This window comes from Wolbachia endosymbiont of Muscidifurax uniraptor (genome assembly GCF_054149795.1).
In genome coordinates this window covers 357,415-377,655 of record NZ_CP083727.1, presented here as the reverse complement: position 1 = coordinate 377,655, position 20,241 = coordinate 357,415, and the positions used below count along the sequence as shown (strand labels likewise).

Genomic DNA, 20,241 nt, shown 5'->3' with positions numbered 1-20,241 from the left:
TGTCTTTAAACTTCTTTTTCACTTGAACCCTCTCTGTTGATCGTTTTATTTATCTTATTTACAAATAGTTTAAACTCTCTTAATTCATGATCAGGCAATTTTACTTCAGTTTTATGCGCTATCGTAAGCGGATCGATGTGTTTGCCGTTATATATAACTTCGTAATGTAAATGAGGTCCTGTTGCAACACCAGTGCTACCAACATAAGCGATGATCTGCCCCTGCTTTACTTTAGAGCCTAACTTTATATCGCCACTAAATCTACTTATATGCGCGTAACAGGTTGAATATTCATTTTTGTGTTTTATTTTGATGTAATTTCCATAGCCACCATTCTTTCCTATATATTCTATCACACCCTCTGCAGCAGCGTATATGGGAGTGCCAAGTTTAGCTGCATAATCCACTCCTTTGTGAAAAGCAATTTTACCGCGAACAGGATGCTTTCTATTTCCAAATTTTGAGGATATGCGATAATCTCCATTTAAAGGATTTGCAAAAATTTCGCCATTTTTTAAGCTTATTCCTTCTTTATTAAAATACCTTTCTTTGCCGTCTTGCGATTTATAATGATATAAACTAATAGCTTTCTTGTTTATTGTCAGTGAAGCATATAAAATTTTTTCTTCAGTCTTCTGATTATTAGGCAATCTCTCAAAAAGAACTTCCAATTTACTCTTCGGCACAATGTCTTTTTTAAAATCAACACCGAAATCTTTATATATGTTGATCAATTTCACCACTGTATTTGGCGCCAACCCTTGCTCAATTCCCGTGGCAAAAAAGGAAGATTTTATGGTACTGGATATTAAAAAAGTCTCTTTACTGTTATCTGGAGTCTTAAGGGCGTGTATATTAAATATTGGTAAAATATAAAACAGTATAAATATAAACAGCTTCATCATTTAAACAGCATCAACAAAAGTAAAATTACCTTCCACATACTGTACATCGTCGTTATCTTCTAGTTCTTCAACCAATGCAGATAATTTATCAATTAACTCTTTATCGCTAATTTCAATCAGATCTTTTGGCTGCCGTGAAAGACGAGCAAGTTCTGGTTCTCCGAATTTTGCATAAAAGGCATCGCGTACTTTACCAAAATCTTTTATTTCACAAGTTATAACGTGTAATCCTTCTTTGTCATTTTCCTCAACATTCAATACTTCTAATTCGATTCCATGACTGAATAAATCATCAAAATTCACACCCTCTGCTTTATAGACAATTAAACCTACATGATCAAAAAGGTAACTAACACTTCCTGTTTCTCCCAAGTTTCCACCCTTGCGAGAAAATATATAACGTACCTCAGAAGCAGTACGGTTGCGGTTATTAGTCAAGGCATGGACAATGAGTGCAGTGCCAGAAGGCCCATGACCTTCATATTGTATTTCCTCGTAATTTTCTCCAGCAACGTTACCAGTTGCATTTTTTATTGCTGTTTCTATTTTATCTTTTGGTAGATTTTCCTTGCGTGCAGCAAATATAGCAGAGCGAAGGCGCGGGTTGAGTTCGGGTAGCCCTTGCTTTGCAGCAACTGCTATTTCTCTGATCAGCTTCGTAAATTTTTGAGAGCGCTTTGCATCCTGAGCGCCTTTCCGATGTTTTATATTTGAAAATTGTGAATGACCAGCCATATTCAAATAGTTAAAAACCTAATTATATATCAAAGCATAGAAAAAGCTAAAGCAAATTTTCAAGCCTCTGGCTTGTCATCTTGCAGGTTTTCTGCTAATAACATACTTTCATACTGCTCAACTTCTAAGTCAAGGCCAAGAGCTGAATGGGCTGCTATTAAATAGTTAATAGACTTAGAAAAATATTTAGAATCTTTATAGCTTTCTATATTCTGGAAACGCTTAATTGCTGCTAAATATTCACCACGCTTCAAGTAAAATTTACCGATAGAATACTCTTTTGTTGATATATGTTCTGTGATTAGCTTTGCTTTTTCCTTTATCTCGCCTACATATTCGCTGCCTGGAAAGAGATTAATGTATTCTGTAGCCAGCTCTAAAGTTTTATATGCAGTTTGCTGTCCAAGTTGCACTTTATTAATTTGCATGTAATAAGATAATACTCTTAAGTAGTATACATATGGTAAATCTTCACCATTTGAATAAACATATATATAATCAGCCATATCACTTGCAGCACTGCTATAGTTACCCATATTATAGTGAGAGACCCCAGATAATAATTTTGCTTTCATTGCCCAATAAGAAAAAGGATACAAATCCTCTATCTTATGAAATGCCCTAACAGCTTGTTTATATTTTTTCTGGTCAAAAAGTTCAACTGCTTCTTCATATAGTTCAGTCTCAGTTTTTTCAAGATCATCCGCATACGATTGTGTAAAGGAGCAAATTAGGAAAATAAAGCACGTGATTAAAGTCTTATACATAAGATTTTTTTCGATCAAAATAAAGTATAGACCTAAATATTACTTAAATAAATAAATTTCTTAGGCAATAGCCGGCCCTTCTTCTTTATAACTACGGTCAGAACTACCTGCATTTCTTGATTCACCTCGTCCTTCCACTTTTGGATCTTTCAGCGTCTTACTGTAGGAATGTATAGTTAAGACCTGTACAGCCATAAAAATTGCAATACCTATCAAGCCTAAAGTAGTTCCAACAGCAGGATTTAAGGACGATGCTAATGCTATTAACATTATCCTTCTTATTAAAAATACAGAAGAACCAGCAAGCGCCAATCCGGCTACAGATATATTGCTAGTTTTCTTGCTAGATTTCTCATCAAGATCAGACTTTTCTGTTTCCTTTTTCTTATTTTTTTCATGCTTATCAATATAAGAAACAAGAGTTGCAAGAAAAGCAATTGCATTGGCAAGAAATAAAATTGCATCCTCTGCTGCTTCAAGTGAAGATGTTTCACCCATTATCATACCTACAATAACCAGTGCAGTTGTTATAGCCTCAATATAGATCAAACACTGACCTATATCAGAAATATTGTGCTCTTTTTCCTTTACTTCCTCTCCATTTTCAATAATCTCCAACTCTCGTTCTTTTTGTGCTATCTTCCTATTATTGTAAATTAAATATAGCGTACAAATAAGAGATAAGACTGTAAAAGGTAATATAGTGTGGCTTAGCGCGCCACTTATCACGCCAAGTAATACCTGATCGCTATATGTTTTTTCCAGTTCAATCGCCATCAGCAATGTAAATGGGACCATTGTTGCCAATGATGCACATTTTCTATATAGCTCTCTTTTTTTTAGTGCTAATAGTTCTTGTTCTAGCCTTTCTCTTTTGACTTCTTTATCAACTGTTGGCCAAAAATCCCAAAAAAACTCTTCTAATGGTTCAAAATCTCTTTTTTTCTTATTCTTTCCTGGAACCTTTTTAGTAGAAGAAAATTTGCCACTAGGTATTTTCATAATATTAACCTAATTAGTTGTAAGTTAATACAATTATACACCTTTTTGCTTTCTGAGTCAATATCACTAAGATATTAACTACTCTTGTCTATTAACTATTTCCTAGGAGATTTAACCAATCTGTTTGATGCCGGCTAGGATATAATTATAGCCTGACCACATAGTTATAATAGCTGCAACCCATAAACAAATCGCACCTGTATATTGAATCATATAATAATCGTTCATTATTAGCGCTACTACAGCAACCATCTGCAAAAATGTTTTAATTTTTCCAGCTTTGCTTACAGGTAGACTAACATTTGTAGCTATCAGAAACTCCCGTAAACCCGAGACTAATATCTCCCGACAGATGATGATAATCGATGGTACTATTGTAAAATCATTTATCTTATGCTTATAAACTAGCATAATTATCGTTGAAACCACTATTAATTTGTCAGCAATTGGATCAAATAGCTTGCCAAACTTTGATTGGACTTTCCACGCACGCGCCAGGTAACCATCAAAAAAATCCGTAATGCACGCAAACACAAAGATTGATACTGTTATCAGGCCTGCATATTTATTTTCTATATAAAAACTTAATATTATTGCTGGTATTGCAAGTGCACGAGAAATTGTAAGCAAATTAGGCACGTTTTTTTTAAGCATGTAATATCATCTTACGTAATAGGTAAACTTATACAGAAGTACAACAGAGTTCACAAGTTAATAGTTTACAATTGAACATTTATAAAAACTCCATATACTTAAAAAATACAAGCTTAAAATATAAGGATGTAATGATGAACGATGATTTAGATAGTACCACAAAACAAGAAGCGCTTAAGTATCACAGCAGAGGTGGTAACCCTGGTAAAATTTCAATCATGCCAACAAAACCTTTATCTACCCAGTATGATTTGTCACTTGCTTATTCCCCTGGTGTTGCAGCTCCGTGCCTTGAAATAGCTAAAAATCCTGAGGTTGTTTATGATTATACAGCAAAAAGCAACTGTGTTGCTGTCATTTCAAATGGCACTGCAGTGCTTGGACTTGGTAATATCGGTCCTCTTGCTGCAAAACCTGTCATGGAAGGCAAAGCTGTTTTATTTAAGCGTTTTGCTGATATTGATGCAGTTGATATAGAAGTTGGTACAGAAAATATAGAAGATTTCATCAATGCAGTAAGGTATCTTGGGCCAAGTTGGGGGGGGATAAATTTAGAAGATATAAGATCTCCCGATTGTTTTATAATAGAGAAACGCCTGAATGAACTGATGGATATTCCAGTGTTCCATGATGACCAGCATGGAACTGCGGTGGTTGTTGCAGCTGGCATAGAAAATGCTCTTGATATTGTTGAAAAGAAATTAGAGGACGTTAAGATCATTATGAATGGTGCTGGAGCAGCCGGTATTGCATGTTTAGAAATACTAAAGTCCATGGGCGCTAAAAATATAGTGCTGTGTGATAAGCAAGGAGTAATATACAAAGGTAGAAACGAGGATATGAATGAGTGGAAGGAAAAGTATGCAATTGATACTTCCGAACGTTCTCTACTTGATACAATAAAAGGCGCTGATGTATTCATCGGACTATCTGCAAAAGATGTGTTAAATGAAGAGATGTTAAAGAGTATGGGCAAAGACCCGATTATTTTTGCTCTTGCCAATCCCGATCCAGAAGTAAGGCCTGAGTTTGCAAAATCTGTGAGGCCAGATGCAATAATTGCAACTGGTAGGTCAGATTACAACAACCAAGTCAACAACGTAATGGGTTTTCCTTATATATTTAGAGGGGCACTTGATGTACATGCAACAACAATAAATGATGAAATGAAAATTGCAGCTGCAGATGCAATAGCAAAGCTTGCCCGTGAGCCAGTACCAGGTGAGATATCTGCAGTCTATGGCGGTCGTAAAATGGGCTATGGACGTGAATATATAATACCTACTCCATTTGACCCAAGATTAATTTCTATAGTAGCTCCTGCTGTTGCAAAAGCCGCAGTTGATTCAGGTGTTGCAAGAAAGGCAATACAAGATTGGAGTAAATATGAAAATCAATTAAAATCTCGTCTTTCTAATGTTCTCAGCACGCTGAATTTACTATCTTCACATATGTAATTTATTGGATAAAGTTAAAAGTGATAAACCAACCCAAACTCTAAGCCATATATGCCAAACCTATTGGTAATGGTTGCAGTTGTTGATTCAACACGTGCAGTTTCATCGACTTTACTTCCTCCACCGGCAGGAATATATCCTTCACCAGCTAGTATCTTTATTCCTGGTACAATATCTTTAAATTGGTTATCAAGGATACCAAAATAGCGTAAACCAGCAAATGCTTGAGTTTGTGCTGTAAGTTGGTGATTGATACCAAGTTTTGCTTGGTAAGCCAAGGCATATCTGGTTTTTCCTAGAAATTTAACCCTAGTTACACCTGCACCAATACCAACATATGGGGTGAATGGCATTTTTGCTATATTAAAATCACGATATACATTGACCATTCCAGCTAAGTTATTAAAACCTTCATTTTTCATCTTAAATGCAGCTCTGAACTCTGCTTCAACACTACAATTTTCTTGAATGTGAATATCAACCTTTCCACTTCTCCAAGGTGAATTGCATTCCGCTCCAGTAGACGCATCATTGTGACGAAGAAGTTCAATATATCTTGCTTTTTTCTTATCTGAATAATCTTCATCATATAAGTTAGTCTGAGAATATAAGCCTTCAAACTCAACTCTCATATTTTTGAATAAATACCCTATTGCAGCACTACCGGCAAACCCTGGAACATATTTAGGACTGTATCCAGCTTCAATTCGCTCCTTACTTATTAAAACTAAAAACCCCCTCTGTTATATTGTCACCTGCATCTTCTTTTCCTTCTAGAGAACCTATTGCATTGAAGAATGCTCCAAAATAGTTAGCTTTGATGTAAACATTCTCTAAGTTATTTATTCTATCATCGTAAGATAAGCACCTAAATGAAAAAGTTAGCAAAACCAATAGATATGTGAATTTAAATCTTTCGCCCACCACAAAGCCTCCCTGCATAACTTGTCATTCCATTATTATAGTATGCTTCTATTTTTTATGATAGCAACTTTTTATTGCGCTCAATCGTTTTAGATTTATAATGAAAGTATTGTAATTTAAAGCAAATCAATGACTATTGCAATTCACGAATTAGAGAGAATCATCAAACAATCGTTCCCCGACGCTGATATAAAGATTCATGATCTTGCTGGAGATGATGACCATTATCATTTAAAAATAAACTCCAAGTGTTTTCTTGGAAAGACAAAAATAGAACAGCATAAAATGGTATATAAAGCTCTGGAAGGTCAGTCTATACACGCCTTGCAACTGGAAACTAATACTTAAAAATAAGGTGAATTTATGAGCAATTTTGAACAAATAAAAAAAGATATAACAGAAAATGATGTGGTATTGTATATGAAAGGCACTTCTGATTTTCCTCAATGCGGATTCTCTGGACTCGTCGTGTCAATCCTAAAAAAATTGAACGTGAAGTTTAAGTATATTAACGTGTTGGAGAATGATGAAATACGTGAATCTATAAAAAAGTTTTCTGATTGGCCAACAATTCCACAATTATATATAAAGGAAGAGTTTATTGGTGGTTGCGACATCACTCGCGAGATGTACGAAAAAGGCGAACTGCAAAGTTTATTGAAGGAAAAAAAAATTATTGCGGAATAAGTACCAAGAAACCAGTGCCCAGACGCTGGATAACGTAGTAGTATCCGTTAAGCGGAGTGGCAGAATAAGGTAGACAAGGTGATCTAAAAAGATAATCATAGAGCAAAAGTGAAATAATATGGTAAACCTTTTAGAACTTTGCAAAAATTTACAGCAAAAAATAGAAAGGTTAGAAGCAAAAATAGAAAGATTGGAAAAAGAGAATGAAAGTTTAAAAGCAGAAAATAAGGCTTTAAAGATAGAAAATGCTGAGTTAAGAGAAAGACTCGGTTTAAGCTCAAAAAATTCATCAATACCAAGTTCCAAAGAGTTGTATAAAATAAAAAAGAATAAGCCGAAAAGCGAAAGGAATATTGGCGGTCAGGTTGGTCATAAAGGAAGTTTTCGCGCCAACATGGATGCAGATAAAGTAGTAAAGATAGAGTTGCCTAATACTTGCGAATGCGGAGGAGAAATTGCAATATGTGAAAAACCATATATTCATCAGAAAGTTGATCTTCCAGAAATCAAGCCTTATGTAGTGGAATATCAGTTAGAACATGGCCGTTGTCGGAGATGCGGAAAGAGAAGAAGTAGCAAGTTACCGGAAGGTGTTACGCCAAATACATTTGGTCCAAGGGTTAAGTCAATAATTGCAGCGTTCAGCGGATTCTACAAAAATTCAAAACGCGAAATAGCGAGTGTCGTAAATGATATCTTCAATTTGAACATAAGCGTCGGTAGCATATCAAGTAGTGAACATAGAGTTGCTTCAAAATGCAAAAAAATGTATGAGCAGATCGAACAAGAGATAAGTAGGAGTAAAGTTCTACATATTGATGAAACGAGCCATTATAACAAAGGTAAACTCGCTTGGTGTTGGATGTTTGCAAGCAATACGGCAAGTTTTGTAAAATTTACAGAGTCAAGAGGAATGAAAGTTTTACAAAATAGTAAATTCTGCAATCGCAATAGCTTGGTAATAACTGACAGGTATGCAGCATACAATTATTTTGCCGATAAAAACAGGCAAATCTGTTGGGCACATTTATCAAGAGATTTTGAAAGATTAGCACATAGTTGGAATATTGAAGTTAAAGTTCTGGGTTGTTACTTGAGAAACGTGGCCACTGAATTATTTGCACTAAAAAAAGCTTTACTAAAAAGTGAGATAGATGTTTTGAGGTTTGTCAGACGTGCCAGAAAATTAAGAAAACGTACAAAGTATTACTTGAAGGAGATATCTCGTTTACCTGAAGCAATTGGAGCCTCTCGAGTTGCAAAAAATGTTCTGAGATCTGAAAGAATGATGTGGAAATTTTTAGATGACCCAGAAAATATTCCGCTGACAAATAACCACGCTGAACGGCAAATTCGGCATTATGTCGTTTATCGCAAAAACTCATATTTTACACAATCAAAGCGGGGAAATACATTCCTTGAGCGGATAATTTCATTATACTTAACTTGGAAACAAAGGGGTCTCAATCCTTTCCAAAATCTCCTATCTATTGTTTCTTAAACCACTCTCCTGAACGGATACACGTAGTATAGCTATGAAAAAGGATCTTATGTCTTAAACCGTATCCGTTCAGGGGAGCGGCAAAATAAGGTAGACAAAGCAAGATAATAATGTTGATGTTAACACTATTGTCAAGTTTACTGGCCTTTCTATTAGTAAGATTGAAGAATTAAGTGTGAGCGGTTACAAATAATTTACCATTTCTTCTGGTTTCACTATCCTTTCAAACTCTTCCTCAGTGAGCAGTTGAAGTTTTGCTGCTGCTTCTTTTAGAGTGATATTTTCTTTATAAGCAAGCTTCGCTATTTTTGCTGCATTGTCGTACCCTATATGCGTATTTAATATAGTGACCAACATCAACGACTGATTCAGTAAATCTTTTATCCTCTCTTCATTTGCTTTAATACCAACTACACATTTTTCTGTAAAATTTAAACTTGCGTCAGCTAAAAGTCTTATAGACTGCAAAACATTGTAAATTATCACTGGCTTAAACACATTCAATTCAAAATGACCGTTTGAACCACTAATGGTTACAGCAACATGATTTCCCATAACTTGAGTGCATACCATAGTCACCGCTTCACACTGAGTTGGATTCACTTTACCTGGCATAATTGAAGAACCAGGCTCATTTTCCGGTAACATTATTTCCCCAATTCCGCATCTTGGACCAGAACCAAGCAACCTTATATCATTTGCAATTTTCATTAAACTGACTGCTACTGTATTGAGTGTTCCACTGAGCTCAACTAAAGCATCATTTGCTGCTAGCGCTTCAAATTTATTGCCTGCTGAAGTAAATGGAAGGTTAGTAATTTCTGCAACTTGGCTTGAAAAATCTTCAGCAAAACCCTTTTTAGTATTGAGTCCCGTGCCAACTGCAGTGCCACCTTGTGCAAGCTCATATATATCACTTAAAGTTGATTTTACTCTCTCTATCCCCTTTTTAATCTGGACTGCATAGCCAGAGAACTCCTGTCCTAGTGTTAGGGGCGTTGCATCTTGCAGATGAGTACGTCCTACTTTTATTATATCTTTAAATTCCTGAACCTTATTATCCAGCACCTTACGCAATTTTTCAAGATTTGGAATAAGCAAGCGGTTTATCTGGTCTGCTGCTGCTATATGCATTGCTGTTGGAAAGGTGTCATTTGACGACTGACCATAATTCACATGATCATTTGGATGTATTGGAGATTTACTACCCAAATTACCACCTAAAATCTCTATTGCACGATTGCTGATCACTTCATTCATATTCATATTAGTCTGCGTTCCGGATCCGGTTTGCCAAACAACAAGCGGAAATTCATTATTAAATTTGCCATCTATTACTTCCCTCGCGGCTGTGCAAATTGCGTCCCCTACCCTATCATCTATAACACCATGTTTCATATTAACACGCGCTGCTGCAAGTTTTACTATTGCTAATGCTTTAATCAGAGGCTCTGGCATTTTTTCTGTGCCAATCTTAAAATTTTCTAAAGAACGCTGAGTCTGCGCTCCCCAGTAATGTTCACTTGGTACTTTTACTTCCCCTAAGCTGTCTGATTCTATTCTCGTCTTTCTATCCATATTTTCCTCCTGGTGTTATGCAAACTGGTTCACTACATAATTTTTTCATGCCTACTTCTTGGTTAATTAAATCATACTAGATCCAAGTAGTCAAGTGTACGAACATTGCAATTTTCAGGTAACTTGCATGGTAGATGCAAGTAGCTGACACTGATTCACTTTATGATGGTGTCATTCCAGTCTGGAATCCAGCCTTTTCATAATCATCAAAACGTTGTATTTTAACATAAAACGGCTACTTTTATGCTTACCAACTTAATAAAATTCCTGGATCCCAGTGTCTGGGCACTGGGATGACACCCTTCTGGTGGACTCAAATCACGATGTTTGCACAGCTGTACGCTTAGTTCTGGTTGCACGCTACCATTCTTGTACATCCATAAATAGAAAATTTACGCTTTAAAAGGATCATATACATCGATTTCCTTAGAATTACTCTTTTTCAATTTTTCACTTAATAATCTTAAAATAGGCTGTAAATCACCATTAATTGATAAGCACAGCACTTCTTTATTGAGATAATTAGCTAGGTGATTCTTCTTTTCCAGAATTTCTGCTTCCCTCAATAAGTCGCATTTGTTTAATACTACAATCTCTTCTTTTTCAACAAGATCACTATTGTAAAGTTCCAATTCATTATGGATACAACTATAAGCCGAAACAACGTCATCGTGAGTTACATCGATTAAATGAAGTAAAATTTGACACCTTTCTATGTGCTTTAAAAATTTATGCCCGAGCCCAACTCCAAGGTGAGCATCAGTAATTATTCCAGGAATATCTGCTATTACAACTTCGCTATCATCCACTTTTACCATGCCTAAATGAGGTCTTACGGTGGTAAATGGATAATCGCCTACTTTTGTATCGGAATTTGAGCAGCGAGTCAAAAATTTTGATTTACCTGCGTTTGGCATGCCAATAATTCCAACATCTGATAAAACTTTTAGTTTTAATAATACATGTTTTTCTTCGCCAGGCTGACCGTAAGTAAAATGTCTTGGTGCCTTATTAGTAGAAGATTTAAAATTAGTATTTCCAAGTCCACCTTTTCCACCCTGTGCTACTTGAAATTCCATACCAGGTTTGTCAAGGTCTACTATTATCTCTTCACTTTCTTCATCAATTATTTGTGCACCGACTGGAACTTTAAGTATAACGTCTTTCCCTGCTGTGCCAGATCTATCCCTGCCTGCACCATTTTTTCCACTATCTGCTTTAATGTGTCTTCTATAACGAAAATGAAGCAAAGTGTTGAGATTAGCGTCGCTGATGAAAACTATGTTTCCACCCTTTCCTCCATTACCACCATTTGGACCACCAAATTCAACGAACTTTTCTCGACGAAAACTTGCACAGCCATCACCACCGTCACCAGCTTTTAAACACAATTTTACTTCGTCTATAAAACCCATGCTAACCCACGATAATATTTAGCATCCTTTCCTAATGCGCTTTCTATTCTGATTAGCTCGTTATACTTCGCGAGTCTATCAGAACGCGATAGCGACCCGGTTTTTATTTGCCCGCAATTTGATGCAACTGCTATGTGGGATATTGTTGTGTCTTCTGTTTCACCTGAGCGATGAGAAATAACAGCTTTATAGCCATTTGATTTTGCCATTTCAATAGCAGCAAAAGTTTCTGTTAACGTCCCTATTTGATTTGGCTTGATCAGTACAGCATTTGCCATTTTTTCCTCTATTCCTTTGCATATCAGTTCACAATTTGTAACAAACAAATCATCCCCAACCAATTGAATTTTACTCCCCAATTTTGCAGTAAGTAATTTCCAACCTTCATAGTCGTCTTCACTCATTGCATCTTCTATAGAAATTATTGGATATCTTTCCACAAGATTACAATAATATTCAGTCAACTCTTCTGAAGTAAGATCTCTGTGTTCAAATTTGTAAATTCCATCTTCATAAAAAGTAGATGAAGCAACATCAAGGCCTAGTGCAAAATCACTTTGCGCTGAATAACCTGCTGATTCTATAGCGTATATGATCAAGTCAAGTGCTTCTTCAGTACTTTCAATATTTGGTGCAAAACCACCTTCATCTCCTACGTTTGTGCTATAACCTTTTTTCTTAAGAATGCTACGTAAGTTGTGGAACACCTCCGCAGACATTCTGATTGCTTCACTGAAAGTCTCAGCCCCGACCGGAAGAATCATGAATTCTTGGAAATCGAGCTTATTGTCTGCATGTACTCCACCATTAATTATGTTAATGAGTGGAACCGGCATAACACTCATCTGCTCTCCTCCCAAATATCTGTAGAGCGGCATATTGAAGCTGTTTGCTGCTGCTTTTGCAACCGCAAGAGACACACCCAAAGTTGCATTTGCTCCAAGTTTAGATTTATTTTTTGTTCCATCCAGTTCAATTAATGCTTTATCAATTGCATTTTGGTCCGCTGCATTCATTCCAAAGATTTCATCTGCTATTATCCCATTTACAGCTTGAACAGCTTTCAGCACTCCCTTACCACAATACCTTTTCTCATCTTGGTCCCTGAGTTCCAAGGCTTCTAATTTACCAGTTGAAGCTCCAGAAGGTACAGATGCTCTACCTATTACTCCATCACAGAGTTCAATTTCCACCTCAACAGTAGGGTAACCCCTGCTATCTAAAATTTCTCTTGCAAATACATTGTTGATTATCTTATTCATTACATTAACCCTTTACTAGATTCACAATTGTGTGCACGGAACGTTCTGTCTCGGAAGATGTTATCCCAGCGCTGTAACATTTCAGTGTATGAACATTGCAATATACAGGTAATTTGAGTAGCGGATGGTGTCATGCAAGTAGCTGACACTGGAATCCAGCTTTTACTATACAGCCACCTGGTGTGCTCATTTACGATTAAGTTTTCTGGATCCCAGTGTCTGGGCACTGGGATGACATCATTCTTAGTGGAAGTTACCCCCATATCACAACGTTCGTACAGTTGTGTGCTTCGACACTGGGATCCAGCCTTATTACACAATTTTATCATATAAATCCTCCCAGTCCGGATTCTTTTTCTCAATTAAATTCATTTTCCATATATACAATTGACTAGATTCCAGTTTGCATGACACCAGTACTTGCATTTATTCTATCGTTTAACTAGATGTTTGTATAGTTTCTGCTATGAGCTTTGCAGCTTCCTTTGCCAATTTAGCTATATTACTACCAGCACCAATAAATAATACTATATCACCTGGACTTGTCGAATCACTAATAAAATGTGAAATGAGCAAAGCATCATTCATAATTTTTGTGTTATTAAATCCATTACTGATTAAAGCTTTTTGTATATCATCAATTCCACAACCAGGAATGGGCTTATCTTCTGGAGGATGAACAGGAGTAAGGATGACATAATCAAACATCATGAAAATTCGTATGAATTCATCAAAAAAATTACGAATGCGAGCAAAACGAAGTGGTTCGATAATTCCTATTACTTTTCCTTTAGTAATCGAACGTGCAGCCGTTAAAGTTGCATATATTTCATTTGGATGATGGGCATAATCCTCAATTAACTTAACACCTTTAATATTGGCAATCAAAGAGAATCTTCTTGCTACTCCTTGAAATTCCAAAAGGCCTTTTTTAATATCTGCATCGCTAATCCCGAGTTTTATCGCAACTGATATTGCAGCCAAGGCGTTGCTTACTTTGTGAATACCTATTGCGTTTGATAGTACTATGTTTTTTAAAGGGCTGGATCCCAGTGTCACGCACTGGGATGACAGAGGGTGATGGGATGACACCTGCTTTTTTGTCATGCAAGTAGCTGATGCTGGAATCCAGTTGTTCAACACGTCAAATTCTATGCTGTTAGCATGCTGTTTAATGTTGCTGGCTCTTATGCTACCATTCTCAAACCCAAACGTTATAGAATTACTCGCATCATAATCGATGTCTACAGAATCAGATAAAACTGCAGAACCTGCATTATTCACGAATTGGGAAAATGCATTTTTGATATTATCAAATGTGCCGTAATAATCTATGTGGTCATTGTTGATACTTGTTATGACAGCAATCTTTGCAGGGATTTTTAGCATAGTTCCATCAGACTCATCAGCCTCGATCAGAAAAGTGTCACTCTTTCCAAGTTTTGAATTACTCTGATACGAATTTAGTATTCCTCCTACAATTACAGTTGCATCAATATTAGAATGATCAAAAATGGAAGCAATCATAGCCGTTGTTGTTGTCTTTCCGCTTGAACCTGAAACCGCTATCACATATTTACCTTTCATAATTTCAGCAAGTATGTCTGATCTATGCAAAACGGTTTTATTGTTATTTTTTGCCGCAATTAACTCCACATTATCAGATTCTATTGCAGAAGAATGTACAACTATTTGAGCTTGGCTTATATTATTAGCATTGTGACCGATATAAACCTCTACACCTAGCTTTTGTAACTTATTTATATTGTTGTTTGATTGTGCATCACTGCCTTGAACTTTGTAATTGGAATTGTGAAGAATTTCAGCAATAGCGCTCATTCCGATTCCACCTATACCAATAATATGTATTATTCCTTTTTGAGTTTTGTTAATATTTAGCAGTAGATGTTTACTCATTACTAAATTTATTATAGTATAATTTAAAATCCTCATAGTATCGAACCCTCTTACCGAATACAATGATAAAAAACCTAACCTTTCTATGCCTAATATTTGTTTTGATAAGTAGCTGCAGTGTTAGCAACAGGTTTAACTGCACTGCAGGTCATTATAAAATTGGCAGCAGCTACACAATAAATGGTATAACTTATTATCCAAAAAACTGTAAACACTATGAAGAGATAGGGATAGCATCGTGGTATGGAATAGAAGATCATGGCACACTTACAGCAAATGGTGAAGCGTTTAACCGTCACTTGATCTCTGCAGCGCATAAGACTTTGCCCTTACCCTGCTTTGTTCTTGTCACTAATTTAGAAAATGGAAGAAAGCTTGTTACAAGGGTTAACGATAGAGGGCCTTTTATTGAAGGCAGAATAATAGACTTATCAGAAAAAGCAGCTCAAGTCTTAGGATTTCATAAATCTGGGCTTGCAAAAGTAAAAGTTCAATACCTAAGAAAGATGTCAGAACAATTGATACAAAATACTCCTCATTATAGAAAGCAGTATGAAAAAGAAATACAGAAACGTCACCCAAAACAAGACAATGCAGAAAGTAAGGGATATGTTGCATTTTTTAAAAGTGCTCAGGCTGCTAAGTCAGCTGCATCAAAGCTTCGCAATCAAGGAATAAAAAATGTTAGATTGCTTTTTAAGAACGATCAATATTGCGTGAAAGTGAGTTATAGGTAGTGGTGAGTGCAGAATTTGAAAGATTTGGTTAATGTAAGGAACGCTGGCTAACTATTGTAAGTTAAAAATGTGATATAAAAAAGATATCAACAATTTATAGCTATACCACCGCGATATCTCTTAGCCGCTAACACGTAGCGGAATGACGAGCTTATCGTCACGCCACCGCTAACCGTCATACCGCGATTTATTCGCGGTATCTCAGCCGCTAACAAGTAGCGAAATGACAGCAATCCTACGTCATACCGTCACGGTATCTCTAGATCCCGCTAACAAGTAGCGGGATACTTGACCTTTACAGGGATGACAGTTGTCGTTTAGCTGCAAATGTTAAGAAATTTACCAAATAAAAAAAAAGGCAAAGAAACCCTAGGGTAGCTAGTATTCAAATTCTCCCTTGTCTATTTGACGTCTTTTACTGTCTTAAACACTTTATAAGCGCGTTTCGGCTTGTATAGGTAGAAACCTAAAAGTTTTATAAAGACATGAGGTGCACATAGTGCAAAAAATTAAGCATGATTTACGCCAAATACATTAAGTTTTTTGTCATTAATCCACTGCAGAGATTGCGAAGATAAATAAATAGCTTCAGTTTCATGATAAGAGGGCTGGCGGAGTTTGTCAAGTAAGTTTTTCGTTTCATCCAATGCGCTGCCAAAAGTTTGTTATGCAAGAATGCACTAGCCATTTCTCACAGATTCATTTAAACTTAATCAAGTAGGAGTATTATTAACGCGAAAAGAGTTTAATTAGAGATTTAAGTGATATGGCGCGTGAGGAAGATATAAACCAATTAGTAGAAAATGGATTTGATATTAACTCAAAAGATGCAAGTGGAATCACTCTCTTGCATAAGTTCACAAAAGAAGGCGATTTAGTTGGAGTAAAGTCATTACTAGAGCACGAAGCTGATTTCAATGTCGTAGACAACGAAAATAGAAACCCTCTGCATTACGCCATTATGCATGGACACAAGAAAGTTGCTAAACTTTTTGTTAACCAACTGACAATTAATTCCAAGGATAAAAATGGATTCACTCCACTGCACCTTGCTGCACTACAAGATGACACGGAATTAATAGATTTTTTGATAATAAAAGGCGCAAAAATTAATGAAAAAGATGTCAAAGAGGGCTATACTCCTCTTCATATAGCTTCACTATACGGTTCTAAAAAAAGTGTTCAAATTTTAATTGATAGCGGAGCAAATCTCGAATGTGAAGATAACAATTTTCGTACTCCTTTGTTTTTAACCATTTATCAATGCACCGCACATTATGACAGCAGAGCAGAAATTATAGAATATCTGATAAAGAAAGGTGCAAATATAGAAGCCAAAGATGCAGAAAATAACACTACGCTTTTCCTAGCAGCGTATAACAACAAAATGCAAATAGTAAAGCTTATTGCAAAAAAACAGCAAGCAAGTAACGATAAAATTAAACTTAAAGAGTTTTTTTGCACAAAAAATAACCATGGTTTTGATGCATTAGATTGCGCTATTGAGCATAATAATAGAAAAATGGTAACATTTCTTGTATCAAAAGGAATAGATGCAAATGATCAAGATTTTAATGGCAACGCCAGGCTGCATAAAGCTAGCCATAATGGTAACACTAAAACAGTTAAGCTCTTATTGAGGCTTAAGGTAAACATTAATGCTGTTACTAAATGTAACAGAACTCCCTTGCTACTCGCAGTTAAAAAAGGCCATACACAAATTGTGAAAATGTTATTGGAAGTTAGAGCCAATATGAACATTTGTGAGCAACAAGGTTTTGCACCTCTACATCTTGCTGTTCAAAAGGATTATTTTGATATAGCTCAGTTGTTAACAGAAAAAGGTGCAGACCTTAACATTAAGTGCAATAACGGTCATACCGCAATAGATATGTTCATTAGCAAGGCTCATAGCAAAAAAAACATCGAAGAAAATTACAAAAAATTTTGTAGATTTTTGATGCTTTACCTGAAAGAGCTACATAGTAAACACAAAGCCTGTTGTATACTTTCAACCCTAGCTCTAAGCTTAACAATTATAGGCTTACCATTTATTTTCAAGCCTATTATTAAATACAGAGAAAGAAGTAAAATATATAAAAAAATTAGGGCTATGCTGGTCTACATTTAAGTACAAGAAGAGTATACAAAAAATAAATAGCCAAAGCTAATACACGACAATTATCTGCTCGATGAAAATGAGATTAAATACATTTTTAATATTTTTATAGAAATCTATTAGTATAGATTTTGTATGCTGTTCTAATGGCTATTTTTAAATGCTTAATACTCCTCTTCATTATTTCTTGCACACATCTACCTACCAAGCAATATCCTATTAACATAGACAATTATAAGCACGATTATCCGTTGCAACAATATAACACCTCTTTGGAGATTAATGAACCGGCAATACCAGAAATTATGCCTTTACCAATAGAGTTTCCCGATCTCACAATCAGTAATCAGCTTATTTCTATTAATGTTAGTGAAGAAGTATCAGTAAAGGATTTGCTGATTGAGATAGGAAAACTTTCTGACGTTAACTTGGATATGGACCCAAAAATATCAGGTAATATTATTTTAAAGCTAAAAGATAAGGATATAAACGAAGTAATTCAGAGTATAGCAAATAGCGCCAAACTGCGTTACTCAACAAGTAATGGTGTAATTAGAATTGAGCAGGACTTGCCATACGCACAAAATTATTACGTAGACTTCATCAATATTCAACATTCTGCTCAAAGCAGTTTCGTTATTAATAACAATATTACTAACAGTGATGGAAGTAACGTTGATAGGGACTATAACAATGTTATGAAGTCTCAATACAGTAGTGATTTATGGAATTCATTAGAAAAAGGCTTGAATGCAATAATGGATGTTAACGGGGTGGATGATGGCGAATTCCTTTCATCCAACAGAGAAGCTGGTGTTATTATTTTGAATGCTAGAAAAGATGTCCACAAAGCTGTTGAAGAATATATTAATAAGGTTAAGAAGTTAGCGTCTTCTCAAGTAATGATAGAGGCAAAAATAGTTGAAGTTGTGCTAGATGACAAATACCTTTCTGGTATGAACTTAAATGACTTACAAGATGGAACTAAGTCTATAATAAATCAAGATAACTCCATTATTAACCTAGCAATGAACTTTGGTGCAAATGATCTAGGAGATTTAGTAAAAAATTTAGACAAATTTGGCACTTCAACTGTAATTTCAAGCCCCAGAGTACATGCTATAAATAATCAGCAAGCGATGATTTCATTTACTAAAAACCATATTTATTTTACCTCCGATATACAAAAAGATACTAGAAACTCTAATCAGACCTTAATTACCAAGATGAATAGCGTCCCAATAGGTGTTGTGCTAATAATCCACCCAAGCATTAACATTGATACTAGTGAAATATTCATGGATATACATCCAACTTTATCAAGAATTAACGGCTACACTAAAGATCCAGATATAGAGTACGTCGCACAGCAGAGTAAAATGAAATTAAATAGCGACATTCCAATTGTTGAAATCAGAGAAATGAACTCTATGTTAAAAATTAAGAGCGGTGAAGTTATGGTAATCGGCGGGCTTATAGAACATAGAGAAGATAAGCAAAGCTTATTGCATCAGAAATCAAAAAGGCTAGCGAATAATATTAGAACAGTAGAAACTGTCATTTTTTTAAAAGCAACAATCGTACCAACATTTGGTTTGTTAGATAGAAAAGATAAGAATTTATATATATATTAAATTATCACTAAAAATTAAATATCAAACCAACTTCAATATTGTGAGTAGATATGTCATCTGCAACAGGTATCGGAACGCTAAAGTAACGATAGCCGAGAAAGGTTTTGATTTCTGGGATTATTGAATAATCAACACCAAGTTTTATTTGATAAGCAAACCAAGGAACATTCAGTGGCATTGAATTTTGGGGTGACCCATTAATCCTTTTTAATCTAAAAACTGTTGGTCCTATACCAAGACCGATGTACGGAGCAAATTGTGTATCCTGAACGCTGGGATTATAATAGAAGTTTAACAAAAACGCAAATATACTTGCTGATTTATCAAATACCGGAGGAGAATTACTATCTTCAATATTGGCTATAGAATACGCGGCTTCAAAATCAATTTTACCATTTTCTCCAGCATAGTAACCTAAAGACATGCTGCTAAACCACTGGAAATCAATTTTACCATCAAATTGCTGTATACTTTTAATTTCATCTGCCACTATATTTTTTATTATAAAACCATAATGACTTTCAACTAAAGTTAGGACTCTCTCCCCTATTGCCTTTATACCCTTTACAAATGTTTCTGAATTATCATGGTATACCTTACCACCGTTAGCGCTAACATAAAAATCAAGTTTTTTTGATTTTTCTTTTGTAGGCTCAGCTTGATCTGCAATACGTGACCACATATTTTTCTGATCAGCTACTTGGAGAATAGAAGGTTGTTCAATAGGACTATTTTCAGGTTCTTGATATTTTAAATCCTCTGTTAGTACTTCTTTTTCAGTAACCTCTTTAGAATGCATTACATCTTCATTATTGTCCGTTTCTAGTTTTAAGAGTTGTGTTCCAATAACTTGTTCAACGTGTACATAATTACCGATATAAGTAATAAAAAAATAGACACATGAAATTAAAATCAAAAATAAAGTAATAGATCTTTTAGTTATCACA

General features: G+C 35.4%; 19 protein-coding genes and 1 pseudogene. 7 read left to right on the top strand and 13 right to left on the bottom strand.

The features are described 5' to 3' along the window. Nucleotides 1–5 precede the first annotated feature (5 nt). The 5 genes from LA754_RS01965 to pgsA form a co-directional block, all read right to left on the bottom strand. Nucleotides 6–902 carry a M23 family metallopeptidase gene (locus LA754_RS01965; protein WP_006280004.1) on the bottom strand — a complete coding sequence of 299 codons (897 nt, stop codon included), beginning with the start codon at nt 900–902 and terminating at the stop codon, nt 6–8. 3 nt (nt 903–905) lie between these two features. After that, a complete protein-coding gene (locus tag LA754_RS01960; protein WP_006280005.1) occupies nt 906–1,640 on the bottom strand; it encodes a YebC/PmpR family DNA-binding transcriptional regulator in 735 nt (244 codons plus the stop codon). Nucleotides 1,641–1,699: 59 nt separating this feature from the next. Beyond that, nucleotides 1,700–2,407: an outer membrane protein assembly factor BamD gene (locus tag LA754_RS01955; RefSeq protein WP_006280006.1), complete on the bottom strand. Its 708-nt coding sequence runs from the start codon at nt 2,405–2,407 to the stop codon at nt 1,700–1,702. A gap of 60 nt (nt 2,408–2,467) precedes the next feature. Continuing rightward, nucleotides 2,468–3,409 (bottom strand): hypothetical protein, encoded by a 942-nt coding sequence (locus LA754_RS01950; RefSeq protein WP_077188088.1) that lies wholly within the window; start codon nt 3,407–3,409, stop codon nt 2,468–2,470. A 111-nt stretch (nt 3,410–3,520) separates the two neighbouring features. After that, on the bottom strand, nt 3,521–4,063 hold the full coding sequence (pgsA, locus tag LA754_RS01945) for a CDP-diacylglycerol--glycerol-3-phosphate 3-phosphatidyltransferase (protein WP_006280009.1): 543 nt from the start codon (nt 4,061–4,063) through the stop codon (nt 3,521–3,523). A 134-nt stretch (nt 4,064–4,197) separates the two neighbouring features. On the opposite strand from pgsA, the gene LA754_RS01940 reads away from it, so the two are divergent. Next, nucleotides 4,198–5,520: a malic enzyme-like NAD(P)-binding protein gene (locus LA754_RS01940; protein ID WP_077188090.1), complete on the top strand. Its 1,323-nt coding sequence runs from the start codon at nt 4,198–4,200 to the stop codon at nt 5,518–5,520. A 14-nt stretch (nt 5,521–5,534) separates the two neighbouring features. On the opposite strand, the gene LA754_RS01935 is transcribed toward LA754_RS01940, so the two are convergent. Then, complete coding sequence (locus LA754_RS01935; RefSeq protein ID WP_236718374.1) at nt 5,535–6,173, bottom strand: P44/Msp2 family outer membrane protein; 639 nt, start codon at nt 6,171–6,173, stop codon at nt 5,535–5,537. Between the two features lie 61 nt (nt 6,174–6,234). After that, on the bottom strand, nt 6,235–6,444 hold the full coding sequence (locus tag LA754_RS01930) for a hypothetical protein (protein WP_236718362.1): 210 nt from the start codon (nt 6,442–6,444) through the stop codon (nt 6,235–6,237). 129 nt (nt 6,445–6,573) lie between these two features. Here LA754_RS01930 and LA754_RS01925 point away from each other — a divergent pair, with 129 nt between their 5' ends. The 3 genes from LA754_RS01925 to LA754_RS01915 all read left to right on the top strand — a co-directional run bounded on the left by LA754_RS01925 (nt 6,574) and on the right by LA754_RS01915 (nt 8,632). Continuing rightward, nucleotides 6,574–6,792, top strand: a complete 219-nt coding sequence (locus LA754_RS01925; protein WP_006280012.1) for a BolA/IbaG family iron-sulfur metabolism protein — start codon at nt 6,574–6,576, stop codon at nt 6,790–6,792. A gap of 15 nt (nt 6,793–6,807) precedes the next feature. Continuing rightward, the gene (gene grxD / locus LA754_RS01920; RefSeq protein ID WP_006280013.1) at nt 6,808–7,131 is read left to right on the top strand and encodes a Grx4 family monothiol glutaredoxin; all 324 of its coding nucleotides are present in this window, start codon (nt 6,808–6,810) and stop codon (nt 7,129–7,131) included. Between the two features lie 118 nt (nt 7,132–7,249). Further along, nucleotides 7,250–8,632, top strand: coding sequence for an IS66-like element ISWen3 family transposase (locus LA754_RS01915; protein WP_006280014.1), 1,383 nt, complete (start codon nt 7,250–7,252; stop codon nt 8,630–8,632). Nucleotides 8,633–8,815: 183 nt separating this feature from the next. Here the strand turns inward: LA754_RS01915 and fumC are convergent, their stop codons facing one another. From fumC to murC, 5 genes and pseudogenes are all read right to left on the bottom strand, one after another. After that, a complete protein-coding gene (gene fumC / locus LA754_RS01910) occupies nt 8,816–10,210 on the bottom strand; it encodes a class II fumarate hydratase (RefSeq protein ID WP_006280015.1) in 1,395 nt (464 codons plus the stop codon). 392 nt (nt 10,211–10,602) lie between these two features. Beyond that, nucleotides 10,603–11,625: an Obg family GTPase CgtA gene (gene cgtA, locus LA754_RS01905; protein WP_006280016.1), complete on the bottom strand. Its 1,023-nt coding sequence runs from the start codon at nt 11,623–11,625 to the stop codon at nt 10,603–10,605. Next, nucleotides 11,613–12,887: a phosphopyruvate hydratase gene (gene eno / locus LA754_RS01900; RefSeq protein ID WP_006280017.1), complete on the bottom strand. Its 1,275-nt coding sequence runs from the start codon at nt 12,885–12,887 to the stop codon at nt 11,613–11,615. Before eno ends, cgtA begins: the two co-directional genes overlap by 13 nt. An 80-nt stretch (nt 12,888–12,967) precedes the next feature. Then, nucleotides 12,968–13,117 (bottom strand): annotated as a pseudogene (locus LA754_RS01895) (WPE palindromic element domain-containing protein); the annotation flags it as partial. A 208-nt stretch (nt 13,118–13,325) separates the two neighbouring features. After that, nucleotides 13,326–14,840: a UDP-N-acetylmuramate--L-alanine ligase gene (murC, locus tag LA754_RS01890; protein WP_006280019.1), complete on the bottom strand. Its 1,515-nt coding sequence runs from the start codon at nt 14,838–14,840 to the stop codon at nt 13,326–13,328. A 26-nt stretch (nt 14,841–14,866) separates the two neighbouring features. Here murC and LA754_RS01885 point away from each other — a divergent pair, with 26 nt between their 5' ends. The 3 genes from LA754_RS01885 (at nt 14,867) to LA754_RS01875 (ending at nt 19,294) form a co-directional block, all read left to right on the top strand. Beyond that, entirely contained in the window at nt 14,867–15,541 is a 675-nt protein-coding gene (locus tag LA754_RS01885) for a septal ring lytic transglycosylase RlpA family protein (protein WP_006280020.1), read from the top strand. Between the two features lie 766 nt (nt 15,542–16,307). After that, entirely contained in the window at nt 16,308–17,672 is a 1,365-nt protein-coding gene (locus tag LA754_RS01880; protein WP_006280021.1) for an ankyrin repeat domain-containing protein, read from the top strand. Nucleotides 17,673–17,791: 119 nt separating this feature from the next. Then, on the top strand, nt 17,792–19,294 hold the full coding sequence (locus tag LA754_RS01875; protein WP_006280022.1) for a type II secretion system protein GspD: 1,503 nt from the start codon (nt 17,792–17,794) through the stop codon (nt 19,292–19,294). Nucleotides 19,295–19,301: 7 nt separating this feature from the next. On the opposite strand, the gene LA754_RS01870 is transcribed toward LA754_RS01875, so the two are convergent. Next, nucleotides 19,302–20,240: a P44/Msp2 family outer membrane protein gene (locus LA754_RS01870; protein WP_049973647.1), complete on the bottom strand. Its 939-nt coding sequence runs from the start codon at nt 20,238–20,240 to the stop codon at nt 19,302–19,304. Nucleotide 20,241: the final 1 nt, after the last annotated feature.